The sequence below is a fragment of the Nioella sediminis genome, assembly GCF_001879695.1.
GTDB lineage: Bacteria > Pseudomonadota > Alphaproteobacteria > Rhodobacterales > Rhodobacteraceae > Nioella > Nioella sediminis.
This window is the reverse complement of record NZ_MNBL01000040.1, coordinates 1-24,171: the sequence shown is the minus strand read 5'-3', so window position 1 is coordinate 24,171 and position 24,171 is coordinate 1. Positions and strand designations below refer to the sequence as shown.

The window sequence follows — 24,171 nt, the reverse complement described above, 5'->3', positions numbered from 1 at the left end:
GATTAGCCCGCCGGGGTCAGACAGCGAGGTGCCCGGATGGCTGCGCATCACCCGCAGGAAGTTCAGGCGAGAGAAATCGGCAGAGGGGCGGGCGCGCAATCGCCCGTCGCGGTCCACCACCACATGACCCACCAGCAGGCCGGGCGGGAAGACGCCGCCATCGCCGGAGGTGACGATCCGGTCACCGGGCGAGATGTCTTCGATATCCTCCAGGAATTCCAGCAGCGGCAGGCCGGTATTGTCGCCCATCAACAGCGCCTGCTGGCTGGAAGGCATGACCGTGACCGGAACGCGGCTGGCGGCGTCGGTCAAGAGCACCACCCGCGCGGTGTTCTGGCCCACGCCCGAGATGCGCCCCACGACGCCGAGCCCGTCCATCGTGGCCCATCCGTCCAGAATGCCATCGCGCGCGCCGACATTCAGCAGCACGGACCTGCGGAACGGGCTGCCACTATCGGCCAGCACCAGTCCGGTCACATAGGTTAGTTCCGGGTCCAGCTGCACCCGGTTGAGATCGAGCAGGCGGGCGTTTTCCTGTTCCAGCTGCAAGGCCGCTTCGCGCCAGGATCGCATCTGCTGGAGCTCGCGCCTGAGTTCCTCGTTCTGCTGATAGAGCCGCGTGTAGGATTGGAAATCGTCAACCATCCGGCCAAAGGCGGTGACCGGGGCCATGACCCATTCCAGATTCGGCACGATCCGATCGGTGATGGCACTGCGCAGCCGTTCGACACGGGGATTGTCGATCCGCCAGATCAGCACCATGACCGCGAGGCACAGGAACAGAACCGCCAGCAACAGGCGCCGGACGGGTCTGATGTGGCTGCTGTCGGAACGCTCTCGGGCCATGGGATCCTGTTAACGGGGCCGCGTGGGGCGGCGATCAGCTGTCGTAGTCGATAGCGTGGCGCAGAAGGTTTTCGTATTCCAGTGCCTTGCCGGTGCCAAGGGCCACGCAGTTGAGGCTTTCATCGGCCACGGAAATGGCCAGCCCGGTCTGTTCGCGCAGGGCGAGGTCCAACTCGCCAAGCAGCGCGCCCCCCCCCGTAAGCATCACGCCACGGTCGACGATGTCGGCGGCAAGGTCGGGCGGGGTGGCTTCCAGCGCGCCCATCACGGCTTCGCAAATCTGCTGCACGGGTTCGGCCAGCGCCTCGGCCACCTGGGCCTGGCTGATCTCGGTTTCCTTGGGCACCCCGTTCAACAGGTCGCGGCCCCGGATCTGCATCGACGCGCCGCGCCCGTCATCGGGCATGCGGGCGGTGCCGATCGAGGTCTTGATCCGTTCCGCCGTGGCTTCGCCGATCAGCAGGTTCTGCTGGCGGCGCAGATAGCTGATGATCGCCTCGTCCATGCGGTCACCCCCGACGCGGACGGAGCGAGCGTAGACGATATCGGCCAGCGACAGAACCGCCACCTCGGTCGTCCCGCCGCCGATATCGACGACCATGGAGCCGGTCGGGTCGGTGATGGGCATGCCCGCGCCGATGGCAGCGGCAATGGGTTCCGCGATCAGGCCCGCCTTGCGGGCGCCCGCCGACAGCACCGATTGCCGAATGGCCCGCTTTTCCACCGGGGTCGCGCCATGGGGGACGCAGACGATGATCTTGGGTTTGGTGAAGGTGGTGCGCTTGTGGACCTTGCGGATGAAATGCTTGATCATCTCTTCGGCCACGTCGAAGTCGGCGATCACGCCTTCGCGCATCGGCCGGATCGCCTGAATGCTTCCCGGCGTCCGGCCAAGCATCAGCTTGGCGTCTTCGCCAAAGGCCAGCGCCTTCTTGACCCCGTCCTTGATCTGGTAGGCCACAACGGAAGGTTCGTTCAGGACCACGCCCTTGCCCTTGACGTAGACCAGCGTGTTCGCGGTGCCCAGGTCAATGGCCATGTCCGCGGAAAAGAGGCTGCCGAAAAGTCCGAACATGGTTGAGGAGATCCTGCTTCTATGCGCGCGATGTGGTTTATTGGCACCTGCGAGAGACTCGGGCGCAATCGGCCCCGCAGACCGCATCGCATATAGGCCGGTGGGGTAGGGCAGGTAAAGGCTTGCTTTGAAAGAAATCAGCGCATTTCCGCCGTAGGCCGTCCAGAGATGGCCATGAATAATTCCACATTTCGGGACAATGAAAGCAAACTTGGGCCCTAGGGGTGAACCCCGATATTGAGCAGACATGGATGAAACGAGGATCATGGCAGTCATGACCGCGTCCCGGCATTTGCAGATACCCTCCGCCAGCACGGCAGGAGGCCTCAGGAATGGGGGCATCGACGCCGCCCGGCTGGTGCTGGCGTTGATGGTCGTCATGGCCCATTGTGCCAGCCTTCAGGCGGTCAGCCCGGCGGCGCATTTCTATTTCAACAATGGCTTTGCGCGGGTGATCGTGCCGTTCTTCCTGCTGACCACGGGCTATTTCTTTGACCGGCAGATGGCGAAGGGTATTGGCCCCTGGGTCTGGCGGGTGATGCGCGTCTACCTTGGCTGGAGCCTCGTCTTTCTGCCCTTCATCCTGTTCTATCAGGAAATCAGCCTGTACCGGCTGGGATTGACACTGTTCTTCGGCTTCTTCCACCTGTGGTATCTGCCGGCGCTGATCGGCGGGATGATCCTGCTTCATGCCGCACGGAACCTGTCCGACGGGGTGCTTATGACGCTGGCGGCGGTTCTGTTCTGCATCGGTGGGACGGTGCAATATGCCGAAAACATCTTCCTCGACCTGTCCGCGATGCGGAATCCCTATGACCTTCTGGTTCTGACCCGGAATTTCCTGTTCTACGGCTTCCCGTTCCTCGCGCTCGGCCTGCTGATCGCGCGAGGGCGGTTGCTGGCCGGGATCGGCCCGAGGCGGCGTTTTGCCTTCCTGCTTCTGGCGGTGGCGATGATGATCGTCGAAACCACGCTGGAATATCGCAGCCTTGATCCCGATGGCTTCTATGACCTCACCTTTTCAGCCTTCGTGCTGACGCCGGTTCTGTTTGTCTCGGTCCGCGATCTGCCCCTGTCCCTGCCGGGGTTCGACCCCCGGCGAATCTCGATGGTCGTCTATCTCAGTCACCCGCTGTACCTGCTGCCGCTGCGCGAGTTGACGGGATGGGGACCGGTGCCGCTGACCATTGGCACTTTTGCCCTGACCTTCGCCCTTGCACCTGTCTGGATGTGGATCGGGCAGCGCCTTCGAATTCTGCCCTGACCGCGCAAAAAGCTGCTGCGAAAGCCGTACCGCTGTGACACCGTTCGGGGCGAAGACGTCAGAAAGGCAGGCGCATGGTCAAACTGTCGGAAAAGCACGGAAAGCTCGATGTACTGGACCGGATCGCCGTCGCCCCAGAGGTGGCGGCGCGCGTGGCCTGCGGGCTTTTCGAGGCGGCGTGGGCTGCGCCCGACGTGGCGCGCGAGGTGGCCGATCATCTGGTCGAGGCGGATCAATGCGGGGTCGAATCCCATGGGATCGTGCGCACGTTGCAATACACGCGGGAAATGCTGGACGGCACACTCGACGCCAAGGCGCGGCCCGAGGTGCTGCGGCAGGATGGCGGGCGGCTGACAGTTCAGGCCCATGGCGGGATCGGCATCCCCGCGATGCGCATCGCGCATGAACTGGCCGCAGAGGCGGCGCTGGACCATGGGCTGTCTGCCGTGGGCGTTCTGGGGGCGGGGCACACCGGGCGGCTTGGGGCCTTCGGAGAGATTGCGGCGCGGCGCGGCTGCCTGTCCATCGCGCTTGGCGGGGGCAACCGCAAACGCTGGCGCATGGTGGCCCCCTATGGCGGGCGCGAGGCGCTGTTGCCGACCAATCCGTTCTGCATCGCCATGCCGGGCGGCGACCGTGGCCCGGTGGTGATCGACATCGCCACCTCGCAGGCGGCGGGGGGCTGGATCTATGCCGCGCGCGCGGCGGGGGTGGACTTGCCCGAGGGGCTGATCGTGGACCGCAACGGGGTGCCGTCCCGCAAGCCGGAAGACTACTTCAACGGCGGCGCGATCCTGCCAAAGGGCGGGCCATTGGGCTATGGCCTCGCGCTGATCGCCGAATTGGTGGGCGAGGCGATGTTGGGGCCCGTTCTGAAGGGGGAAATCAACTGGCTGGTGCTGGCGCTGGATTGCCGCCGCTATCACGAGGCCCCGGCGATGCAGGCCGTGGCCGAAGAAATCCTGGCCGAAATCCGCGCCTCTGCCCCCGCCGAGGGGCGTGGGCCGGTGCAGGTTCCAGGCGAGCGGGAGCGCGACCTTTACACGGCGGCGCAGGGCAAGCCGCTGATGGTTCCCGGCAGGATCTGGGCCGCGATCGAAGACATGGCGCGAGAGATGGGCGCCGAGCCGGAATGAAAACGGCCGCCTTTGTGGGGCGGCCGTTTATGTGATCAGTTTACGTCCTTGTAGGAGACTTCGCGCTTGTCGCTGCCTTCGCCCAGCTTCTCTCGCCGCACGATCAGGCGGTTCAATGCGTTGACGTAGGCCTTGACGCTGGCGACCACGGTATCGGTATCCGCCGATTGCCCGGTGGCGATGCGCCCGTCTTCCTCGATCCGGACGGTCACGGTGGCCTGCGCGTCCATGCCCTCGGTCACGGCGCTGACCTGATAGAGCTGCAAGGCCGCCTCGTTCGGGTAGAGCGCCTTTACCGCGTTGAACGCCGCATCGACCGGGCCGTCGCCCTGCGCGGTGGCCTGCTTGTCCTTGTCGCCCACGCGCAGGGTGATATCCGCCGATTGCGGTGCCTCGGTGCCGCAGATCACGCGCAGGAACTTCAGTTCCAGATGATCCTCGGTGCCCGCGGCGGCGGCATCGGTGACGAGCGCAATGAGGTCGTCGTCGAAGACCTCTTTCTTGCGGTCGGCCAGCGCCTTGAACCGCACGAAGAGGTCATTCAACTGGTTATCGACCATGTCGAAGCCCAGATCCTTGAGCTTGGCGCGCAGCGCGGCGCGGCCCGAATGCTTGCCCAGAGGCAGCGAGGTCCCGGCGAGGCCCACATCCTCTGGCCGCATGATCTCGAACGTATCGGCCGATTTCAGCATCCCGTCCTGGTGGATGCCGCTTTCATGGGCGAAGGCGTTCTTGCCCACGATGGCCTTGTTGGGCTGCACGGCGAAGCCCGACACTGTCGAGACCCGGCGCGAGATATGCATGATCTTGCGGGTGTCGATCTGCGTGTGCCACGGCATGATGTCATTGCGCACTTTCAGCGCCATAACCACCTCTTCCAGCGCGGTGTTGCCCGCGCGCTCGCCAAGGCCGTTGATCGTGCATTCGATCTGCCGCGCACCGCCCGCGACGGCGGCCAGCGCGTTCGCCGTCGCCATGCCCAGATCGTTGTGGCAATGGGTGGCGAAGATCACCTCGTCGGCGCCGGGCACTTCCGCGATCAGGCGGCGGATCAGGTCGGCGGATTCCGCAGGCGCGGTATAGCCCACGGTGTCGGGGATGTTGATGGTGGTGGCACCGGCCTTAATGGCGATCTCCACCACGCGGCGCAGGTAGTCCCATTCGGTCCGCGTCGCGTCCATCGGCGACCACTGCACGTTGTCGCAGAGATTGCGGGCATGGGTCACGGTTTCATGGATGCGGTCGGCCATTTCGTCCATGGTCAGGTTCGGAATGGCGCGGTGCTGGGGCGAGGTGCCGATGAAGGTATGGATACGCGGGGAAACGGCGTGTTTTACGGCCTCCCAACAGCGGTCGATATCCTTGTAATTGGCCCGCGCGAGGCCGCAGATCGTGGCGGATTTCGCCAGTTTGGCAATCTCGGACACGGCGGCGAAATCGCCTTCCGAGGCGATGGGAAAGCCCGCCTCGATGATGTCGACGCCCATCTCGTCCAGAAGGGCTGCGATCTCTAGCTTCTCGTCATGGCTCATGGTGGCGCCGGGCGACTGTTCGCCGTCACGCAAGGTGGTGTCGAAGATCAACACGCGATCTTTGTCGATGGTCATGGGGGTATCCTTGGTCTTAGCCAGATTGTCTTGTGTCACTTCGGCGCTGGTTCCCCCCTGAGCGGTCGCGCCGAAAGGCACGCTCAGAGGCGGCTAAGGAGAAGAAGAGCGCACAGGTCTAGGCCGCCCGTGGGGGCGGTCAGGGTCTTGATATGGCCGTGCGTCGTCATGGGGCGCATATTACGTGCGGGAAACGGGATGGAAACCCCCTTTTTTGCTCTGTTGGAAGAGGATCGGCTGTCACCGTTGGCAAAAGCCGCGCGGCGACGGGCCGTGGTGCGGCGATCCGGGCGTCGAGTGGCCGCGCTTTATGCCTGCCACATTCGCGAAAGATCAGATCGTCGCACCAAGCCCAACCAAATCGCCGTGCCGGGGGGCGGCCCGTCGATGCGCGGCGGCCTTTGGCCTTGATTCCGCGCGGGCCCTATCCTCAGCGGGCGCATCGACGGGATCCACGTCGCGCATGCACCGGCTCGAATTCGGTTGAAAGAGCGATGACGAACCCAATCGTAGCTGACGCTCAGCCCCCTCAGACCAGCCCCAGTTCCGTGTCCGAAGCGATCCGGTCGTATTTGTCCTTGGGGGGCATTGGGCGATCTGGCCAGTTGGGCGTGAAGGTGAAGCTGGACACCTGCCGCCCCTCGGGCAGTGCGCCGTTTCCGGCCCCGATGGCGTAGTCGTAGTAAAGCTTGACGATCTCGTCGTACGACACCTGCTGCGCGGCGGGGTGGGCGAGGCAGGCCTCTCGCCAGCGGCGGACGCGGGCAAAGCGGGGCTCGTCGGGAATCTCGAAGCCCTCGTAATAGTCGAGAAACCAGAAGCGCATCATCATCGGTGTGAAGACCAGCTCGGCCAGCCCGAAATCGTCGAACAGCCACAAACCGCCGGGACTGTGATGGTCGAGGAAATCCGAGAGCCACGCGTAGTGGTCCAGCATCTTGGTGCGGAAATCGTCGGTCTTCGCCCGCTCGCGGTTCATCACCATCATGTAGCCGGTCATGGTGAAGGGCCCTTCGCGGGTGATCATCATCCGTTCCACGGCGCGCTCATACGGGTCTGTGCGCGCCACGGGGGTGGCTGCAAACCGCTCCTCCACATAGCGCATGATGACGAGGCTTTCCTTCAGGATGCGCCCGTCTTCGGTTTCCAGAACCGGCAGAGCGGTGGTGCCGCGTGTCTTGGCCAGCAACTCCGGGTCGCGGGGTTTGGTGATGTCCACAACGCGGAATTCCACCGCGTCGCGCAGGCCTTTCAGCTCCAGCAGGATTTCGATGCGCTGTGAGAAGGGGCAGACGGGGATGTGGTAGATGATGGGCTTGGTCATGGGCGTGTCCTTTTCCGGTTTGCCCAGAATGCCGGGGCAGGGCGCGATTGACCAGAGCGTCGGGCGCATTAGCTCCCGTCCCATGACACGGGAAAGAACACTGATCATCGGCGCGTCGGGCGGGATTGGCGCGGCATTGGCGGACGCGCTGGAGCCGCGCGGCGAGGTCGTCCGCCTGTCGCGCAGCGCGGACGGGCTGGACCTGATGGATGAGGCCAGCATCGCGCGGGTTCTGGGTGCGCAGGAAGGCACGTTCGACCGGGTTCTGGTCACGACGGGCGCGCTACAGATCGACGGGGCGGAGCCGGAGAAAACCATCCGCACGCTGGACCCCGCCGACATGTCCGCGCAGTTTGCGCTGAATGCGATTGGTCCGGCGTTGGTGCTGAAACATCTGCTGCCACTGGTGCCGCGCGACCGGCGGTCCGTGGTCGCCGTTCTGTCGGCGCGGGTGGGGTCGATCGGGGATAACCGGCTTGGCGGCTGGATCAGCTATCGCGCGGCGAAGGCGGCGGTGAACCAGATCCTGCGGACCTCGGCCATCGAATACGGGCGGCTGCGCAAGCAGGCGATCCTTGTGTCGCTGCATCCCGGCACGGTGCAGACGCGGCTGACCGGCCCTTACCTGGCGCGGCACGGATCGGTGACTCCTGAGGAGGCCGCGCAGAACCTCATCCGCGTCATCGACGGGCTGTCGCACGCTGACAGTGGCCGGTTCTTCGATTGGGCGGGCAAGGCGGTGCCGTGGTGAGCCCGCGTCTTGTGCTGGTTCTGGGCGATCAACTGACGCCCACGGTGGCGGCGCTGAGGGCGGCTGACCGCACGCGCGACGTGGTGGTGATGGCCGAGGTCGCGGCGGAAACGGACTATGTCGCGCACCACCCCAAGAAGATCGCGTTCCTGTTCGCGTCCATGCGCAAGTTCGCGGCGCGGTTGCAGGCCGATGGCTGGCGCGTCGCCTATACGCGGCTGGATGACCCAGAGAATGCGGGGTCCATCGGGGCGGAGTTGCTGCGGCGGGCGGAAGAGTTCGGGGCGTCCGAGGTTCTCGCAACGGAGCCCGGCGAATGGCGCCTGATCGAGGCGCTGCGGGATCATCCTTTGACGGTCCACCTGCTGGAAGATGACCGGTTCCTTTGTACCCATGCGGAGTTCGAGGCTTGGGCAAAGGGCCGCAAGGCGTTGCGGATGGAGTTCTTCTACCGCGAGATGCGGCGCAAGACGGGCCTTCTGATGGACGGTGACCAGCCCGAGGGCGGGCAGTGGAACTACGACCATGACAACCGCAAGGGGCCGCCGAAGGGACTCTCCGGTCCGGTGCCGCCCCGGTTCGAACCCGATGACGTGACGGAGGAGGTGCTGACCCTCGTCGAAACACGGTTCGACACCCATTTCGGCGACCTGCGACCGTTTTGGTTCGCCACCGAGCCTGCGCAGGCAGACAAGGCGCTCGACCATTTCATCGCGCATGCCCTGCCGAAATTCGGTGACTATCAGGATGCGATGGTGACCGGGCAGGATTTCCTCTTTCATTCGGTCCTGTCGGTCTACATCAATGCCGGGCTGCTCGACCCGCTGGAGGTGTGCCGCCGGGCGGAAGCCGCCTATCGCGCGGGCGATGCGCCGCTGAACGCCGTTGAAGGGTTCATCCGCCAGATCATCGGCTGGCGTGAATTCGTGCGCGGGATCTATTTTCACGAGGGGCCGGACTATGCGGGCCGCAACGCGCTGGGCCACAGCCGCAAACTGCCGCCGGTCTACTGGGGCGGCGAAACCCGGATGCGCTGCATGAAAGAGGCGGTCGGCGTCACCCGGCGCGAGGCCTATGCCCACCATATCCAGCGGCTGATGGTGACCGGCAATTTCGCCCTGCTGGCCGGGATCGACCCCGGCGAGGTGCATGAGTGGTATCTGGCCATCTACGCCGACGCCTATGAATGGGTGGAAGCGCCCAATACCGTGGGCATGAGCCAGTTTGCCGATGGTGGTGTTGTCGGCTCGAAACCCTATGTGTCATCCGGCAACTACATCGACCGGATGTCGGACTACTGCAAGACCTGCGATTATGGCGTGAAGATCAAGACCGGCCCGGATGCCTGCCCGTTCAACTTGCTTTACTGGCACTTCCTGATCCGCCACCGCGACAGGTTTTCGCAGAACCCGCGCATGGCCCAGATGTATCGCACCTGGGATCGGATGGCGGACGACCGCCGCGCCCGGGTTCTTGCCGATGCCGGGGTGCTTCTGGAGCGTCTGGAAGCGGGTCAGCCTGTCTGACCCAGCCCCGCCTTATTCAGTCGCAGCCTCCTCAGCCGCGGCTCCATCGCCGGTGGCTTCCGCGGGCGGCTCTGGCGTGTCTGTTGCCTCGGCAGGCGCGTCGGTTGCCTCTTCCTCAGCGGTGCCCTCTGTGACCAACCGGCCCTCTTCCCACATGCCCTGAACTACGCGCGCTTCCTGATCCTCGGTGGCGGCGTAGGTCATGGTGCCCGCACCCTGCCGCGTGCCGTTCACGAAGCGGCCCTGATAGACATCCCCATTGGCATAGGTGGCGCGGCCGGTGCCGTTGATCTCTCCGCCCTGCCATTCGCCGGTATAGGTGAAGCCGTCGGGCATGGTCAGCGTGCCCTCACCCTCGCGCTGGCCAGCGACAAACCCGCCCTCGTAGACCGTGCCATCGGCATAGGTGGCAATGCCCTGCCCGTGGCGCAACCCGTCCTGCCACGCGCCCTCATAGCGGTAGCCGTCGGTATAGGTCATGACGCCCTGCCCATGCTGGCGGGCGTTCAGGAACTGGCCCTCATAGACCAGCCCGTTGGCATAGCGCGCGACACCGAAGCCCTGAATCACCCCTTCGACCCATTCGCCGTCATAGGTGGACCCGTCTTCATAGGTGATCATCCCGCGCCCATGGGCGAGATCGTTGCGGAACGCACCTTCGTAGACAGAGCCATCGGGATAGGTGACCGTGCCGGTGCCCTCGATCCGCCCGTCGATCCACTGGCCGACATAGAGATAGCCGTCCGCGCCCCGGAACTCGCCCTGCCCATGGCGGCGGTCATTGGCAAAGGCGCCCTCGTAGCGGTCGCCATTGGCATAGCGCACCACGCCCTGCCCCTGCCGCTGGCCGTTCACAAGCTGGCCTTCGTAGACATCGCCATTGGGCTGCGTCAGCGTGCCGGTGCCGTTGATCTGGCCCGCCTGCCACTGGCCTTCGTAGATGACGCCATCGGGCATCTCCAGCCGGCCCTGGCCCTGCCGCTGGCCGTTTTCGAAATTGCCCTCATACACCGCGCCATCGGGGTAGGTGATACGGCCCGCGCCCTGTTTCAGCCCGTTCACCCACTGGCCTTCGTAGCGATAGCCGTTGGGGCTATCCATCGTGCCGGTGCCGTGATGCAGCGCGTTGCGGAATCCGCCCTCGTAGCGCACGCCATTGGCATAGAGCGCGACGCCCTGGCCATTGATGCGCCCCTCGGACCATTCGCCCTCATAGGTCGAGCCATCGGCAAAGGTGATCGAGCCAAAGCCATGGGGACGCCCCTCGGCAAAGGCGCCTTCATAGATCGAGCCATCAGGGAACACCGCGCGGCCCTGGCCGCGAATTTCGCCATCGACCCATTCGCCGGTATATTCATAGCCATTGGGCAGGCGGTAGGTGCCGGTCCCGTGCTGGACCCCGTTGCGGAACGTGCCTTCGTAGATCCCGCCACCTTCGTACATGTGGATCTCGACCTCACCGCTTTCCTGCGCCCAAGCGGCACCGGACAGCAACAGCGCCGTGCTGCCTGCCATGAAAACGCGGTGTAGGAAGCCCTTACCTGCTTGGCCCACCATGTGCCCCCTTTGAGGTTTTCGTTGCCCGTGTCGCCGGTAAACCTAGTGGAGGGGGATTAACCTCGCAATGTCTTTTGGTCCGGGTGGCTTGGCGGCGGGCGGTGATCTGCTAAAAGGCGGCTTGATACCGACCCGAGGCGAGGCCCCATGTCCGACAAATTCCGAGTAACGCTCGCGCAGCTCAACGCCACCGTCGGCGCGCTGGAAGCCAATGCCGCAAAGGCGCGAGATGCATGGGCCGAGGCAAAGGCCGCGGGGGCGGACCTGATCGCCTTCCCGGAAATGTTCGTGACCGGCTACCAGTTGCAGGATCTCGTGCGCAAACCTGCCTTCGCCGCCGACGTGGCCCGCGTGGTGGAACAGCTTGCGCAGGATTGCGCCGATGGCCCCGCGATCGGAATCGGCGGCCCCTGGCCCGGAGGCGATAAGCCTTTCAACGCCTATTTCATCCTTCAAGGCGGCAAGGTGCAGGCCACGGTGCTGAAACACCACCTGCCCAACTACAACGTCTTCGACGAAAAGCGTTACTATCACGCGGGCGATATGCAGGGCCCGGTTCAGGTGGGCCCGGTGCGCATCGGCTTCCCGATCTGCGAGGATTGCTGGTTCGAGGATGTCTGCGAAACGCTGGAAGAAACCGGGGCCGAGATCCTGATCTCCCCCAATGGTTCCCCCTATCATCGCGGCAAGATGAACATCCGCCAGGCGGTGACGGTGGCGCGCGTGATCGAAACCGGCCTGCCGCTGGCCTATCTCAACCTCACTGGCGCGCAGGATGACCAGATCTTCGACGGGGCGAGCTTCGTGCTGAACCCCGGCGGGGCGCTGGCCGTGCAGATGCCGTTCATGGATGAGGAGCTGACCCACGTGGACTTCATCCGCACGGCAGACGGCTGGCGCGCGGTTGAGGGCGAAAAGGCGCATCTGCCAGATGAATGGGAGGCCGATTACCGCTGCATGGTGGAATCGGTGCGCGATTATCTGGGCAAGACCGGGTTCAGGAAGGTGCTTCTTGGGCTGTCGGGCGGCATCGACTCCGCCATCGTCGCGACCATCGCCGCCGATGCCTTGGGGCCGGAGAACGTGCGCTGCGTGATGATGCCATCCGAATACACCTCTCAGGAGTCGTTAGAAGACGCCGCCGCCGTGGCAAAGGCGCTTGGCACGCGGCTCGACACAGTGCCCATTTCCGGTCCCCGCGCCGCGATGACCGAGGCGCTTGCCCCGCTCTTTGCGGGAAAAGACCCGGACCTGACCGAAGAAAACATCCAGTCCCGCCTGCGCGGCGTGATCCTTATGGCGCTGTCGAACAAGTTCGGGGAAATGCTTCTGACCACCGGCAACAAGTCCGAGGTCGCCGTGGGCTACGCCACGATCTATGGCGACATGGCGGGCGGCTACAATCCGATCAAGGACATGTATAAAACCCGCGTGTTCGAAACCTGCCGCTGGCGCAACGCCAATCACCGCCCCTGGATGCTGGCCCCCACGGGCGAAGTCATCCCGCCCCGCGTCATCGACAAGCCGCCGACCGCCGAGTTGCGCGAAGACCAGAAGGACGAGGACAGCCTGCCGCCCTACGAAGTGCTCGACGTGATCCTCGAAATGCTGATCGACAAGGAGGCCTCGGTCGCCGATGTCGTCGCCATGGGCTACGACCGTGACACGGTGAAGAAGGTGGAAAGCCTGATATACATCTCGGAATACAAGCGCTTCCAGTCCGCCCCTGGCGCCCGCCTGACCGAACGCGCCTTCTGGCTCGACCGCCGCTATCCGATCGTCAACCGCTGGCGCGACCCGAGTTAGACCCTTTCAGCTTGGCCCAAATACCTCGGGGGAGTCGCCGCCAGGCGACGGGGGCAGCGCCCCCGAACGGTCTTCCAAGGCCGTTCCTCCGCGCGGCGCAGCCGCGCGCGGGTCGACGTGCCGAAGGCACGGCGAAAAAAACCGTCGCAATCTGTCTCTCCGGTCGCAAATCGGCGCGACGGATCATGTGACATCTGCCACCCGCGGGGATCACTATTCGGACTCCCCCTCCCATGATCCAGATCCACACCGTTGCCGCCGCCTTCACCACCGAGGATTGCGCCCGCATCACCGCCATGGCAGACGCCGCGCCTGCCCATGACGCGGGCCTCACCCGCAATGCCACCGACCACAATCTGCGCCGGGCCGATCTGGTCTGGCTGGACGAGGTGGCGGAGGCCGATTGGGTGATGGACAAGATCATCGCACTGGTGCGCGAGGCAAACCGGCAGGTCTATGGCTATGATCTGACCGATTTTTCCGAATCCGCGCAGGTCGCCCGCTATGGGGCCGACCGGCAGGGGCATTTCGACTGGCATTCCGATATCGGTGACGGGCGGCTCGCCTCGAAACGCAAGCTCACGATGGTCGTGCAACTGTCGGAGCCGTCCGACTATTCGGGCGGAATGCTCGAACTGATGCCGGGGGCGGGGATCGTCACCGCCGATACCGCGCAGGGTGCGGCAACGCTCTTCCCCTCCTTTGTGCTGCATCGGGTGACACCGGTGACCGAGGGCGAACGCCGTTCGCTCACCATCTGGTGCCACGGACCTGCCTTCCGCTAACCGTCGATGATGTTGCGCGGGCCCGCCCCGCGCGCGCCCTTCTCATCATCGGGATTATACAGCGCACAACTCTTCAGGCTCAGGCAGCCACAGCCGATACAGCCATCGAGCTTGTCGCGGGTGCGTTGCAGCCGGTCGATCCGCTGGTCCAGAACCGTGCGAAACCGGCGGCTGATGCGTTCCCAATCGGCCTTGGTCGGGGTGCGCCCCTCGGGCAGCTTGGCCATTTCCTCGCGGATCTCACTCAGGGAAAACCCAAGCTCCTGCGCGATCTTCACGAAGCTGAGCCTGCGGATGTCGGACCGCCGAAACTGCCGTTGGCCCGCGGCGGTGCGGATCGGATGCACCAGCCCTTCTGCCTCGTAATAGCGGATGGCAGAGACGGCCATGCCGGTACGTTCGGCAATTCGGCCAATGGGCAGCATGTCTCCGGGGCGGCGCATGAAGAAATTCCTTGAGCTAAAGTAAACTTTAGCAATTACACCATGAAATCAGAAAGCGAATCAACCGTGAAGGAGACCCGATATGACCGCCGCTTTTCTGGAACATGTGAACGTTACCGTCAGCGACCCCCGCAAGGTGGCAGACCTCTTGGTCGATCTGTTCGGCTGGCGCATCCGCTGGCAGGGCGAGGGCAAGGGGGGTGGGCTGTCCATCCATGTGGGCAATGAGAACAGCTATGTCGTGGCCTACAGCCAGGGCGGTCAGATGAAGGCCCCCGACCGCTATCGCACGCCGGGTGGGCTGAACCATATCGGTGTGGTTGTCGAGGATCTCGACGCGGTTGAGGCGAAGGTGAAGGCGGCGGGCTACACGCCCTTCAACCACGGCGATTACGAACCCGGTCGCCGCTTCTACTTCGACGGGCCCGACAATATCGAGATCGAGGTGGTCAGCTACGCCTGACCCTTCGCCGGCGGGCCATCTGCTGCTACTCTCCCGTGGCAGGAGGCCCGCCCATGCCAAAGGCAGAGAACAAGACCACGGTCACGCCTGTCGACCCCGCCGACTTCATTGCGGCGGTCGAGCATCCGACCCGCCGCGCGGATGCCTTGGTTCTCGACGGTCTGTTCCGGCGGGTGACGGGATTCCAGCCGCGTATGTGGGGACCGACAATCATCGGCTACGGGCAGTATCACTTCATCTACGATAGCGGGCGCGAGGGCGATTTTCTGGCCACCGGTTTCAGCCCCCGCAAGGCTAATCTGTCGATCTACATTATGCCGGGTTATGCGGATTTCGGCTCGATCCTTGACCGGCTCGGCAAGCACAGGATCGGCAAATCCTGCCTCTATGTGAACAAGCTGGCCGATATCGACCTAACCGTGCTTGAGGAGCTTGTTCGCGCGGGGCTGGACGACCTTGGACAGCGTTGGCCGGTAGAACCGAGCTAACGCAGCAGGCTGTCGTCCGCGATCATGCAGGGCATCGGACGAGCGGACAGGCCGGTCAGCACGACTTGCCCCGCAGGGGTGATCCCCAGATCAATGGTACCCTCCGCACCGCGACCGCCATAAACCACGTTCCGCGCGGCAGAGTGTTGGGTCAGCAGCGCATAGCCGGGGGATATCCAGATCATCGCCGGGTCGGTGTCGAAACGGGTCAGATGGAACGGGCGCGCGAATTCCGGGCAGAGCAGATCGACCGGCCCCCGCGCCAGACCCTCGCGTTCGCCGTTCAGATAGGCCCCCTCCAGCAGCTCCGCCACATGGCGGGCAGCAATGGGCAGAATGCACTCAGCCGGAGCATTCGTTCCCAGACAATCATCGAGTTGCCCGTACACCACCTCGGCGCGCAGCCCGAGCGCGGCCCAGGTGCCGGGATGCAGACCGGGCGTTTCGCGAACCTCAGTTATCAGCGCCTCCATCTCCAGCGTGACGGCTCGGGTCAGCGGATCGGAACAGGCCTCGGACCAGAAGGCGCGGGGCGACTGTGTGCAGGGATCGGCCAGGGCCGCGCCGGTCATCAGGAAAAGGCAGAACAGAATACGCATGGGGTCAGCTTGCGCGCCGCGCTGCGCGGGTCAAGCGTTACTCCCACCAGGGGTCGATTTCGGCGATATCCGCGTCGGACCAGCCGAAGTGATGGGCCAACTCATGCACCAGCACATGGCCAATCAGGTGGCCAAGCGGGATATCGCCCCGATCTGCCCATTCCTCAATGATCGCCCGGCGAAAGAGCCAGATCACATCCGGCCCCATCGGCTGATCCATCACCGACTTCTCGGTCAGCGGTATGCCTTCATAGAGCCCGGTCAGCTCGAACGGGTTCTCGATCTCCAACGCGTCCAGCATCTCGTCGCTGGCGAAATCCTCGACCCTCAGCGCCACCTGCATGGCCGCGCGCCGATAGGGTTCCGGCAACGCCTGTCGCGCCGCCTCGGCCATCGCCTCGAACGCAGCGAGGTCAGGGGGAATGCATGAGGTCCAGTCGGTCATGGCCCCCTTTTGCGGCACGACACCGGCCTTGGAAAGAGGTCAGGACATGAACTGCCCCTGTTCAGGCACCCACCGGAACCCGTCGCCAGCCGCCTCGACGAAGCCAAGGGCAGGGAAGGGCATGTGGTAGCCTATGGCGGGGATGCGGTCGGCGGCGATCATGCCAAGCACGCTGCGGCGGCTTTCGGCGGCCATGTCCTTGTCCATGTCGAAACGAACTTCCCAATCCGGGCGGGCCAGCGACCAGACGGGGTGATTGGCGAGATCGGCAAAGAGCATCAACCGCGCGCCATCGCTTTCGATGTGATAGCCCATGTGGCCGGGTGTATGGCCATAGGCGGCAACGGAGGTGATGCCTGAAACCACGTCCTGATCGGGGTCGAGGAAGGTCATGTTTTCGGCCAGCGGGCGCACCTTGCCTTCAAAGCCTTCATTGCCCGACATGTCCCAATGGTCGAATTCGGCCCGTCCCGTCACATAGCGCGCATTTGGGAAGGTCGGGGTCGCGCCATCGGACAACCCGCCGATATGGTCGCCATGCATATGGGTGATCACGACGATATCCACCTGATCGGGGCTGTAGCCCGCCGCAGAAAGCGCCCCGGTGATGCCGTCGGGATTGAGGCCGGTGTCGAACAGGATGACCTCTGCCCCTGTATTCACCACAACCGGCGTAAAGAAGAATTGCGAGACCTCGGTCGAGAGGAAATTCGCAGCGCTGACCTCGGCGAATTCCTCGGGCGAGACATTGGTGCCGAAAATGCCTTGTGGATTCTCGCGCGGGGTTGTTCCGGCCAGCAATGTGGTCACTTCGAACGATCCGAGCGTGAAGCGGCGATGCCGGGCGAACGAGGCCCCCATGGCGGGAGCCTCGGCCTGAACGGAGCGGGCCGCAGCGGTGCCGATGAGCGGCGCGGCCAGCGAGATGGACAGAAGCGAGCGACGGTTCAGGCGGGACATGCGGCAAACTCCTCTTTGGCGTGTACCACTGGGAAGATAGAACAAATTCGGCCCTTTGGCGCATCGTCACGCAAACTTGATACCAGGGGGCGAGTGGCAAAGAGACCACTTGCCGAAGGCATTGCCCTACGAATACTTGCGCCATGACACCCAAGCTGATCACCACGATGCAAAGCTATAGCGGGCCGCTGTTCCTGCGCGACCTTGCGGCGGGGGTGACCGTGGCCATGGTGGCCCTGCCGCTCAGCCTCGCCATCGCGATTGCCTCCGGGGCCGATCCTGCAACCGGGCTGATCACGGCGATTGTCGGGGGCTTTCTGATTTCGCTGCTTGGCGGCAGCCGCGTGCAGATCGGCGGCCCGACAGGGGCCTTCATCGTCGTCGTTTACGGGGTCATTGCCGCGCATGGGTTCGACGGGCTGGTGCTGGCAACGCTGATGGCGGGCGTGATGCTGGTTGCGGCGGGCGTTATGCGCGCCGGACGCCTGATCGCTTACGTGCCGGAACCGGTGATCCACGGGTTTACCATTGGCATCGCGGTGATCATTGCGGTCAGCCAACTGAAGGATTTCATGGGGCTGGTAATGACCGAGGTTCCGGCGGAGTTTCTCGAGAAGCTGCACGAAATGTGGATCGCCCGCGACAGCCTTAACATCGCGTCGCTGGCGATCGGGGGCCTGACCATGGGCCTGATCGTGGTGCTTCGCCGGATGTTCCCGCGCCTTCCCGGCCTGATCGTGGCGGTTGCGGCCACCTCGGCCCTGGTTGCCGCGCTGGATCTGCCGGTCGACACGATCCGGTCCCGTTTCGGGAATCTGCCCTCGACCCTGCCGGTGCCGCATCTGCCGGAGATGACCTATGAGCGAGTGATCGAGTTGCTGCCCTCCGCCTTCATCATCGCCTTTCTGGCCGGGGTCGAATCGCTGCTGTCCGCGATGGTGGCCGACCGGATGATCGGCAGCCGCCACCGATCCAATGCCGAGGTTCTGGCGCAGGGATTTGCCAATATCGGCTCGGCTCTCTTTGGTGGCCTGCCCGCCACCGGGGCGATTGCGCGAACGGCGACCAATGTACGCGCCGGGGGCAAGACCCCGGTGGCGGGGCTGGTCCATGCATTGACGATCCTGCTGGTGATGCTGGTCGCCGCGCCGCTGGCGGGGTACCTTGCGATGCCCGCGCTTGCAGGGCTGCTGCTGTTGACCGCCTGGAACATGAGCGAGCCGCAACACTGGCGCGCCCATGCGACCCTGCCACGCGCGGATCTATTCCTGCTGCTGCTTACGCTTGTTCTGACCGTTCTGGCCGATCTGACCATTGCCATCGGGGTCGGTGTGGCCTGCGGCCTTGCCCTGCGCCTCAATCGCCGTAATGCGCCACCGGCCGACTGGACACCGCGCGACGGGTAGGCAGCTTTCCATGGACATTCGCGCGCGTGTGTGAAACAGCATCGCCCCGATCCGAAGGAGTCCGAGACCTATGACCGTCACCCGTTTCGCCCCGTCCCCCACCGGGTATCTGCATGTCGGGAACCTGCGCACCGCGCTGTTCAACTTCCTGATTGCCAAGAAGGCCGGAGGGCAGTTCATCCTGCGCCTTGATGATACCGACCCGGAGCGGTCGAAGCAGGAATATGCGGACCAGATCCAGCGCGATCTGGAATGGCTGGGGCTGACCTGGGACCGGATCGAGAAACAGTCGGAGCGGCTGGACCGCTACGCCGCTGCCGCCGATGAGCTGCGTGAAAAGGGCCGGTTCTATGAGGCGTGGGAAACGCCCACGGAACTGGACCTCAAGCGCAAGAAGCAGCTGAATATGGGCCTGCCACCGGTCTATGACCGTGCAGCGCTGACCCTGTCCGACGAGGAAAAGGCCAAGCTGCGGGCTGAGCGTGGACAAGGCGTCTGGCGCTTCAAGCTTGACCACCAGCGGATCGAATGGACCGATGGCATTCTGGGCGATCTGTCGATTGATGCGGCCTCTGTCTCTGACCCGGTGCTGATCCGGCAGGACGGGCAGGTGCTCTATACCATCGCGTCGGTGGTGGATGACACGGATATGGGTGTGACCCACGTGGTGCGCGGGTCCGATCACGTGACCAACACCGCGACGCAGATCCAGATTATGGAAGCGCTCGGGTTCTCCGCGCCGTCCTTCGCCCACCATTCGCTGCTGACCGGCCCGCAGGGCGAGGCGCTGTCGAAACGGCTTGGCACGCTGGCGCTGAAGGATCTGCGCGAAAACGGGGTGGAGGCGATGGCGCTTCTGTCCCACATGGCGCGACTCGGCTCCTCTCAACCGATTGAGCTGTGTGAGACGCTGGATCAACTTGCCGAGGGCTTTGACCTCAACCATTTCGGGTCCGCCCCCACCAAGTTCGACGTGGACGACCTCTATCCGCTGACCGCCCGATACCTGCACACGCAGCCGCTCTCTGCTGTGGCGGGTCAGGTCGCAGAGATCGGCGTGCCGGACGATCTGGCCGAGACCTTCTGGAACGTGGCCCGCGCCAATATCACCACCCGCCATGACATCGCGGGCTGGTGGCACCTGTTCCGCGACGGGGCGACGCCTCTGGTCGCCGATGAGGATCGGGAATTCGTGGCAGAGGCCTTCGACATGCTGCCCGAGCCACCCTATTCCGCCGACACGTGGAAAAGCTGGACCGACGCGGTGAAAGAGGCCACGGGCCGCAAGGGCAAGGGCCTCTTCATGCCGCTTCGCAAAGCGGTGACCGGGTTGGAGAGGGGGCCGGAAATGGCCGACGTGATGCAGCTTTTGCAGAAGAAACCCGCGCTCTGACTTAGCCTGCGGGCACGCGAATGGTGCAGGTGCCTGGGGCAAACGCTCCGTTGCCGTCCCAGTCGCCGGTCCAGGTTCCATTGCGGTCGCGGGCGGCATCACGGCAGACGGGGCGGGCCTGTGCCACGTGCAGCAGCGGCATGACCTCGACCGTAACGTTCCGCATCGCGGGCGCATTGAAGCGGCATTCATAGAGGAAGTAGTCGATATTGCGGACGCTGCCGCGTTCCGTGGCGCCCTCCTGATCGGCCAGCATGTTGCAGAGGATGAGGGCCTCTGCCTCGTACAGGGCCTCGATATTGACCCGACGGATTTCGGCGGAGGCTGCGGTGGCGGAAAGGGTCAGGGCGATTGCGGCGGTGGTGAGCATCGTGCGGAACATCGGGATTCTCCTTGACTGGTGTTTCGTTGAGATCACATTGCCAAAGCCGATGTCCTGAGACCCTGGGGTCGATCCCCCAATCGATTTTTCAAACGCCCCAAGAAAATAACGCCCCGGCAGGGTGACCGGGGCGCGTGCGTCATGGAAAATGGCTTGGGGGAAAGAGCGGATCAGCGGATCTGGCAGACGGACATCTCGTTCCAGACCGTGGTCCACCAGTGGCCCGTCCATTCGGCCCCGTGGGAATGGGCGATGGCGGGGCAGACCTGTTCGGCATGCTGCTGGTTCCAGATCGGGCCGGCCTCGACGGTGCGGGCGGGCATCTGAATCTGGCAGACCGACATTTCATTCGGGACGGTCGTCCACCAATGGCCGGTCCATTCACCGCCATGGGCCTGGGCGACGGCGGGGCAGACCTGATTGGCGTGGCCTTGGTTCCAGATCGGGCCAGCCTCGATGTTCTCGGCAAAGGCGGGCAGGGCGGCAGAGGTTGCGACGAGGGTCAGGGCGATGGCGGTGCTGCGAAGGATGGTCATGGGTCTGTCTCCGGTTTGGGTGCTGTTGCTGTCTGACACCCTTATGCCCGGCTGCATCCCGCGACGCCTTAGGGTGAATCCCCCAATCGCGCCGGTCTGACAGAGCTATGTGCAGAATTACGGAATGGCGGCGATGCACCCGCCGTGGCAGACACACGGGATGGCACATTCAAACGCAGTCTTCCTTCAGGGCAATCTGTTCCGTCACATCTCGGTCATGTCCCTGACGGCATCCCTGGGGCTGATGGCGGTCTTCCTTGTCGATTTCGTCGACATGATCTTCATCTCGATGCTGGGGAAAGCCGAACTCGCTGCGGCCGTTGGCTATGCAGGCGCGATCCTGTTCTTCACCTCGTCCTTCGGGATCGGCATGTCGATTGCCGCCGGGGCGCTGGTGGCGCGGGCGCTCGGCGGCGGGGATGAGAGCGGCGCGCGGATGAAGGCGACGACGGCGCTGAGCTATGGGTTTGCCTTCGGTGCGGTCTTCGCTGCGATTGTGTGGGTCAATCTGGGGTTCCTCGTGACATTGATGGGGGCAACCGGCGAGACGCATGATCTGGCGGTCGGCTATCTGCAGATCATCATCCCGAGCCTTCCGTTGCTGTTGATCGGCATGGTTGGTGGCGCGATCCTGCGCGCCCATGGCGCGGCGCGGCGGGCGATGTACGCGACCATCATCGGTGGGTTGGTGAACGCGGTTCTGGACCCGATCCTGATCTTCGGTCTGGACCTGGAACTGACCGGCGCGGCGCTGGCCAGCGTGGCGGCGCGGGTGTCGATTGCCGCTGCGGCGCTCTATCCGATCCTGCGCCACTACGGTGGGTTCGCGCGCCCGACAAGAGACGAATTTGCAAGCGATTTCAGACCCATATTCGCGCTCGCCCTGCCCGCGATCCTGACCCAACTGGCGACGCCGGTGGGGCAGGCCTACGTGACGCGGGCGATGGCGGAGTTTGGCGAAGAAGCGGTTGCGGGCATGGCCATCGTGGGGCGCCTGATCCCGGTTGCGTTCGGGACCATCTTCGCTCTTTCCGGAGCGGTCGGGCCCATCATCGGCCAGAATTTCGGAGCACAGAACTATGGCCGGGTGCGGCGGGCCTATCTGGATGGGCTGCTCTTTACCGCGCTTGTGGTGGTCGTGGTCTCGGGGCTGCTGTTCGTCTTGCGCGGACCCATCGGGGCACTGTTCGAGCTGGAGGGTCTGTCGCAGGAGATCGTCTATCTCTTCTGCGGGCCGTTGGCTTTGGCTTGGTTTTTCAACGGGATGATCTTCGTCTCGAATGCCAGTTTCAACAATCTGGGCCATCCCTTTTACTCCACCTGGACCAATTGGGGCCGCCATACATTGGGAACGATTCCCTTCGTGATGCTGTTTGCCGCATGGTTCGGCGCGGCGGGGGTTCTGATCGGTCAGGCGGTCGGCGGGGTCATGTTCGGGCTGTGGTCGGGATGGCTGGCGATGCGGGTCATTGCGCGCCAGGATCCGCCGAGCGAACCGCGCCCGTTCCAGCGCCAGGCCCGGCTGACGCAGCTGTTCAACTTCCGCCGTTAGGGGCGAAAACACCCCGGTGCCCCCCCGTGCACCATGCGTACACCCCCCGTACACCCCCCGTGCAGACGAAACCTCGATTTCCGAAATCCGCCGAACCTGTCGCAAGACCTTGCCGCTTGCGGGGGGAAGAGGTTTCGAAACCTCTTCACAAGGGCCTTCGAAGGCCCTTCCCCGCCCGCGGGAGGGCCGGGCGCATCGGATCGGGCGGCACAGGGGAGATCAGCCATATCTGGCCGTTGGATCTGTGGAAAGCACGAGATGCCTCCGGCGGAGGTATTTGGGCCAAGATGAAAGCGGACGGCGTGATGCGGGAACGGGCGGCGGCGAGGGGCTTGCCAGAGCGACGGCCCGAGTCTATACGCCCCCGGTGGCCCTGCCTGGGTCCGAGACTCAACAATCAAGAAATGCCGTGTTTGGCCCCGTGATCGCTTCGGGGGTCAGTTCCGGCGAAGGAGAAGCGACATGAAACTGCATGAACTGCGCGACAATCCCGGCGCGACCAAGAAAGCCAAGCGTATCGGCCGCGGCCCCGGTTCGGGCAAGGGCAAGACCGCTGGCCGTGGTATCAAGGGTCAGAAATCCCGGTCCGGTGTTGCGCTGAACGGCTACGAAGGCGGCCAGATGCCGCTTTACCAGCGTCTGCCCAAGCGTGGCTTCAACAAGCCCAACCGCAAGGCATTTGCTGTCGTCAACCTGGGCCTGATCCAGAAATTCGTGGACGAGGGCAAGCTGGACGCATCCGCTGCCATCACCGAGGATGCGCTGGTCGCGTCCGGCCTGGTGCGCCGCAAGCTGGACGGTGTACGGGTTCTGGCCAAGGGCGATGTGACCGCCAAGCTGAACCTGACCGTGACCGGTGCTTCCAAGTCCGCCATCGAGGCCGTCGAGAAGGCTGGTGGCAGCCTGACCGTGGCGGCTGCGGCTGCGGCGGAATAACTCGGCCTTCGGGCAAAAGCCCGATCAACGCTTGTGAGCGGTAACCTTACCGCTTACATCTTTGGCAAGTTCTTCCCGCGCCGCGTGGTCGACTCCGATCCCGCGGCGCTGTGCATGAGAGAGACCCTATGGCATCTGCTGCAGAGCAAATGGCCGCGAACCTGAGCTGGCGTACCTTTGGCAAAGCCACCGAGCTGCGCCAGCGTATCCTGTTCACCATCGGCCTTCTGATCATCTACCGTATCGGCACCTATATCCCGGTTCCCGGAATCGACGGCGAAGCGCTGCGCGACTTCCTCGACCAGGCCGCGGGCGGCATCGGCGACATGATCGACGTGTTCACCGGCGGCGCGCTGGGGCGGATGGGGGTCTTTGCCCTCGGCATCATGCCCTATATCTCGGCCTCGATCATCGTGCAGCTGATGACGGCCATGGTGCCGGCGCTGGAGCAGCTGAAGAAAGAGGGTGAACAGGGGCGCAAGAAGATCAACCAGTACACCCGCTACGGCACGGTGTTGCTGGCCACCTTCCAGGCCTACGGGCTGGCCGTCAGCCTGGAAGCGGGCGAACTTGTGACCGATGGCGGCTGGTTTTTCCGCGCGGCCTGCGTGATCACGCTGGTGGGCGGCACCATGTTCCTGATGTGGCTGGGCGAACAGATCACGCAGCGCGGCATCGGCAACGGTATCTCGCTGATCATTTTCGTCGGCATCATTGCCGAGATCCCCGGCGCGCTGGCGCAGTTCTTTACGCTTGGCCGGTCGGGCGATCTGCAGACCTTTACCGTTCTGGGCATCATCGCGATGTTGCTTGGTACGCTGACCTTCGTGGTGTTCATGGAGCGCAGTCTGCGCAAGATTCACATCCAGTATCCGCGCCGGCAGGTGGGGA

The 24,171-nt window shown here is 64.2% G+C and carries 24 protein-coding genes; 13 read left to right on the top strand and 11 right to left on the bottom strand.

Going from position 1 to position 24,171, the window contains the following annotated elements; all coding sequences use genetic code 11:
• Both mreC and BKY26_RS05110 read right to left on the bottom strand, forming a co-directional pair.
• Positions 1–846 (bottom strand): rod shape-determining protein MreC (gene mreC / locus BKY26_RS05115; protein ID WP_071689320.1); only part of this gene is annotated, 846 nt, incomplete at its 3' end.
• Positions 847–880: 34 nt separating this feature from the next.
• Positions 881–1,921, bottom strand: a complete 1,041-nt coding sequence (locus BKY26_RS05110; RefSeq protein ID WP_071689319.1) for a rod shape-determining protein — start codon at positions 1,919–1,921, stop codon at positions 881–883.
• A gap of 265 nt (positions 1,922–2,186) precedes the next feature.
• Between BKY26_RS05110 and BKY26_RS05105 the strand changes: the two genes are divergently transcribed.
• Together BKY26_RS05105 and BKY26_RS05100 are read left to right on the top strand one after the other, a co-directional pair.
• Positions 2,187–3,185: an acyltransferase family protein gene (locus BKY26_RS05105; protein ID WP_071689318.1), complete on the top strand. Its 999-nt coding sequence runs from the start codon at positions 2,187–2,189 to the stop codon at positions 3,183–3,185.
• A gap of 74 nt (positions 3,186–3,259) precedes the next feature.
• Positions 3,260–4,321, top strand: coding sequence for an Ldh family oxidoreductase (locus tag BKY26_RS05100; RefSeq protein WP_071689317.1), 1,062 nt, complete (start codon positions 3,260–3,262; stop codon positions 4,319–4,321).
• A gap of 35 nt (positions 4,322–4,356) precedes the next feature.
• On the opposite strand, the gene BKY26_RS05095 is transcribed toward BKY26_RS05100, so the two are convergent.
• Together BKY26_RS05095 and BKY26_RS05090 are read right to left on the bottom strand one after the other, a co-directional pair.
• A complete protein-coding gene (locus tag BKY26_RS05095; RefSeq protein ID WP_071689316.1) occupies positions 4,357–5,928 on the bottom strand; it encodes a 2-isopropylmalate synthase in 1,572 nt (523 codons plus the stop codon).
• A 529-nt stretch (positions 5,929–6,457) separates the two neighbouring features.
• Complete coding sequence (locus BKY26_RS05090; RefSeq protein WP_071689324.1) at positions 6,458–7,252, bottom strand: glutathione S-transferase family protein; 795 nt, start codon at positions 7,250–7,252, stop codon at positions 6,458–6,460.
• Positions 7,253–7,334: 82 nt separating this feature from the next.
• Between BKY26_RS05090 and BKY26_RS05085 the strand changes: the two genes are divergently transcribed.
• Positions 7,335–8,003, top strand: a complete 669-nt coding sequence (locus BKY26_RS05085; RefSeq protein WP_071689315.1) for an SDR family NAD(P)-dependent oxidoreductase — start codon at positions 7,335–7,337, stop codon at positions 8,001–8,003.
• A complete protein-coding gene (locus BKY26_RS05080; protein ID WP_071689323.1) occupies positions 8,000–9,529 on the top strand; it encodes a cryptochrome/photolyase family protein in 1,530 nt (509 codons plus the stop codon). Before BKY26_RS05085 ends, BKY26_RS05080 begins: the two co-directional genes overlap by 4 nt.
• A 12-nt stretch (positions 9,530–9,541) precedes the next feature.
• On the opposite strand, the gene BKY26_RS05075 is transcribed toward BKY26_RS05080, so the two are convergent.
• A complete protein-coding gene (locus BKY26_RS05075) occupies positions 9,542–11,044 on the bottom strand; it encodes an MORN repeat-containing protein (RefSeq protein ID WP_071689322.1) in 1,503 nt (500 codons plus the stop codon).
• Positions 11,045–11,233: 189 nt separating this feature from the next.
• On the opposite strand from BKY26_RS05075, the gene BKY26_RS05070 reads away from it, so the two are divergent.
• Together BKY26_RS05070 and BKY26_RS05065 are read left to right on the top strand one after the other, a co-directional pair.
• Entirely contained in the window at positions 11,234–12,892 is a 1,659-nt protein-coding gene (locus BKY26_RS05070) for an NAD+ synthase (RefSeq protein WP_071689314.1), read from the top strand.
• 233 nt (positions 12,893–13,125) lie between these two features.
• On the top strand, positions 13,126–13,677 hold the full coding sequence (locus BKY26_RS05065; protein WP_071689313.1) for a 2OG-Fe(II) oxygenase: 552 nt from the start codon (positions 13,126–13,128) through the stop codon (positions 13,675–13,677).
• Here BKY26_RS05065 and soxR read toward each other — a convergent pair.
• The gene (gene soxR / locus BKY26_RS05060) at positions 13,674–14,120 is read right to left on the bottom strand and encodes a redox-sensitive transcriptional activator SoxR (RefSeq protein ID WP_071689312.1); all 447 of its coding nucleotides are present in this window, start codon (positions 14,118–14,120) and stop codon (positions 13,674–13,676) included. The two genes, BKY26_RS05065 and soxR, sit on opposite strands and share 4 nt — an antisense overlap.
• Before the next feature lie 82 nt (positions 14,121–14,202).
• Between soxR and BKY26_RS05055 the strand changes: the two genes are divergently transcribed.
• Positions 14,203–14,583, top strand: a complete 381-nt coding sequence (locus BKY26_RS05055) for a VOC family protein (RefSeq protein ID WP_071689311.1) — start codon at positions 14,203–14,205, stop codon at positions 14,581–14,583.
• A 53-nt stretch (positions 14,584–14,636) separates the two neighbouring features.
• Complete coding sequence (locus tag BKY26_RS05050) at positions 14,637–15,071, top strand: DUF1801 domain-containing protein (protein ID WP_071689310.1); 435 nt, start codon at positions 14,637–14,639, stop codon at positions 15,069–15,071.
• On the opposite strand, the gene BKY26_RS05045 is transcribed toward BKY26_RS05050, so the two are convergent.
• From BKY26_RS05045 to BKY26_RS05035, 3 genes are read right to left on the bottom strand one after another with little or no spacing between them, the layout of a single operon-like run.
• Positions 15,068–15,670, bottom strand: coding sequence for a hypothetical protein (locus BKY26_RS05045; protein WP_071689309.1), 603 nt, complete (start codon positions 15,668–15,670; stop codon positions 15,068–15,070). The two genes, BKY26_RS05050 and BKY26_RS05045, sit on opposite strands and share 4 nt — an antisense overlap.
• 37 nt (positions 15,671–15,707) lie before the next feature.
• Positions 15,708–16,115, bottom strand: a complete 408-nt coding sequence (locus BKY26_RS05040) for a metallopeptidase family protein (RefSeq protein WP_071689308.1) — start codon at positions 16,113–16,115, stop codon at positions 15,708–15,710.
• A gap of 39 nt (positions 16,116–16,154) precedes the next feature.
• A complete protein-coding gene (locus BKY26_RS05035; protein ID WP_071689307.1) occupies positions 16,155–17,075 on the bottom strand; it encodes an MBL fold metallo-hydrolase in 921 nt (306 codons plus the stop codon).
• A 143-nt stretch (positions 17,076–17,218) separates the two neighbouring features.
• Between BKY26_RS05035 and BKY26_RS05030 the strand changes: the two genes are divergently transcribed.
• Positions 17,219–18,481: a SulP family inorganic anion transporter gene (locus BKY26_RS05030; protein WP_071689306.1), complete on the top strand. Its 1,263-nt coding sequence runs from the start codon at positions 17,219–17,221 to the stop codon at positions 18,479–18,481.
• Between the two features lie 70 nt (positions 18,482–18,551).
• Entirely contained in the window at positions 18,552–19,874 is a 1,323-nt protein-coding gene (gene gltX / locus BKY26_RS05025) for a glutamate--tRNA ligase (RefSeq protein WP_071689305.1), read from the top strand.
• Position 19,875: 1 nt separating this feature from the next.
• On the opposite strand, the gene BKY26_RS05020 is transcribed toward gltX, so the two are convergent.
• Both BKY26_RS05020 and BKY26_RS05015 read right to left on the bottom strand, forming a co-directional pair.
• Positions 19,876–20,256: a hypothetical protein gene (locus BKY26_RS05020; RefSeq protein WP_071689304.1), complete on the bottom strand. Its 381-nt coding sequence runs from the start codon at positions 20,254–20,256 to the stop codon at positions 19,876–19,878.
• 170 nt (positions 20,257–20,426) lie between these two features.
• Positions 20,427–20,792, bottom strand: a complete 366-nt coding sequence (locus tag BKY26_RS05015) for a mannan-binding lectin (RefSeq protein WP_158514302.1) — start codon at positions 20,790–20,792, stop codon at positions 20,427–20,429.
• Positions 20,793–20,952: 160 nt separating this feature from the next.
• On the opposite strand from BKY26_RS05015, the gene BKY26_RS05010 reads away from it, so the two are divergent.
• From BKY26_RS05010 to BKY26_RS05000, 3 genes are all read left to right on the top strand, one after another.
• Complete coding sequence (locus BKY26_RS05010; RefSeq protein ID WP_071689303.1) at positions 20,953–22,344, top strand: MATE family efflux transporter; 1,392 nt, start codon at positions 20,953–20,955, stop codon at positions 22,342–22,344.
• Between the two features lie 462 nt (positions 22,345–22,806).
• Positions 22,807–23,280, top strand: coding sequence for a 50S ribosomal protein L15 (gene rplO / locus BKY26_RS05005; RefSeq protein ID WP_071689302.1), 474 nt, complete (start codon positions 22,807–22,809; stop codon positions 23,278–23,280).
• A gap of 128 nt (positions 23,281–23,408) precedes the next feature.
• The coding region (locus BKY26_RS05000; RefSeq protein ID WP_131541775.1) for a preprotein translocase subunit SecY at positions 23,409–24,171 on the top strand (763 nt) is incomplete at its 3' end.

Excerpts from the sequence above, each read along its gene's own strand:
- BKY26_RS05110 (WP_071689319.1), bottom strand. The coding sequence starts at position 1,921 with ATGTTCGGACTTTTCGGCAGCCTCTTTTCCGCGGACATGGCCATTGAC.
- BKY26_RS05105 (WP_071689318.1), top strand. The coding sequence starts at position 2,187 with ATGGCAGTCATGACCGCGTCCCGGCATTTGCAGATACCCTCCGCCAGC.
- BKY26_RS05100 (WP_071689317.1), top strand. The coding sequence starts at position 3,260 with ATGGTCAAACTGTCGGAAAAGCACGGAAAGCTCGATGTACTGGACCGG.
- BKY26_RS05095 (WP_071689316.1), bottom strand. The coding sequence starts at position 5,928 with ATGACCATCGACAAAGATCGCGTGTTGATCTTCGACACCACCTTGCGT.
- BKY26_RS05090 (WP_071689324.1), bottom strand. The coding sequence starts at position 7,252 with ATGACCAAGCCCATCATCTACCACATCCCCGTCTGCCCCTTCTCACAG.
- BKY26_RS05085 (WP_071689315.1), top strand. The coding sequence starts at position 7,335 with ATGACACGGGAAAGAACACTGATCATCGGCGCGTCGGGCGGGATTGGC.
- BKY26_RS05075 (WP_071689322.1), bottom strand. The coding sequence starts at position 11,044 with ATGGCAGGCAGCACGGCGCTGTTGCTGTCCGGTGCCGCTTGGGCGCAG.
- BKY26_RS05070 (WP_071689314.1), top strand. The coding sequence starts at position 11,234 with ATGTCCGACAAATTCCGAGTAACGCTCGCGCAGCTCAACGCCACCGTC.
- BKY26_RS05065 (WP_071689313.1), top strand. The coding sequence starts at position 13,126 with ATGATCCAGATCCACACCGTTGCCGCCGCCTTCACCACCGAGGATTGC.
- soxR (WP_071689312.1), bottom strand. The coding sequence starts at position 14,120 with ATGCGCCGCCCCGGAGACATGCTGCCCATTGGCCGAATTGCCGAACGT.
- BKY26_RS05055 (WP_071689311.1), top strand. The coding sequence starts at position 14,203 with ATGACCGCCGCTTTTCTGGAACATGTGAACGTTACCGTCAGCGACCCC.
- BKY26_RS05050 (WP_071689310.1), top strand. The coding sequence starts at position 14,637 with ATGCCAAAGGCAGAGAACAAGACCACGGTCACGCCTGTCGACCCCGCC.
- BKY26_RS05045 (WP_071689309.1), bottom strand. The coding sequence starts at position 15,670 with ATGCGTATTCTGTTCTGCCTTTTCCTGATGACCGGCGCGGCCCTGGCC.
- BKY26_RS05040 (WP_071689308.1), bottom strand. The coding sequence starts at position 16,115 with ATGACCGACTGGACCTCATGCATTCCCCCTGACCTCGCTGCGTTCGAG.
- BKY26_RS05035 (WP_071689307.1), bottom strand. The coding sequence starts at position 17,075 with ATGTCCCGCCTGAACCGTCGCTCGCTTCTGTCCATCTCGCTGGCCGCG.
- BKY26_RS05030 (WP_071689306.1), top strand. The coding sequence starts at position 17,219 with ATGACACCCAAGCTGATCACCACGATGCAAAGCTATAGCGGGCCGCTG.
- gltX (WP_071689305.1), top strand. The coding sequence starts at position 18,552 with ATGACCGTCACCCGTTTCGCCCCGTCCCCCACCGGGTATCTGCATGTC.
- BKY26_RS05020 (WP_071689304.1), bottom strand. The coding sequence starts at position 20,256 with ATGTTCCGCACGATGCTCACCACCGCCGCAATCGCCCTGACCCTTTCC.
- BKY26_RS05015 (WP_158514302.1), bottom strand. The coding sequence starts at position 20,792 with ATGACCATCCTTCGCAGCACCGCCATCGCCCTGACCCTCGTCGCAACC.
- BKY26_RS05010 (WP_071689303.1), top strand. The coding sequence starts at position 20,953 with ATGGCACATTCAAACGCAGTCTTCCTTCAGGGCAATCTGTTCCGTCAC.
- rplO (WP_071689302.1), top strand. The coding sequence starts at position 22,807 with ATGAAACTGCATGAACTGCGCGACAATCCCGGCGCGACCAAGAAAGCC.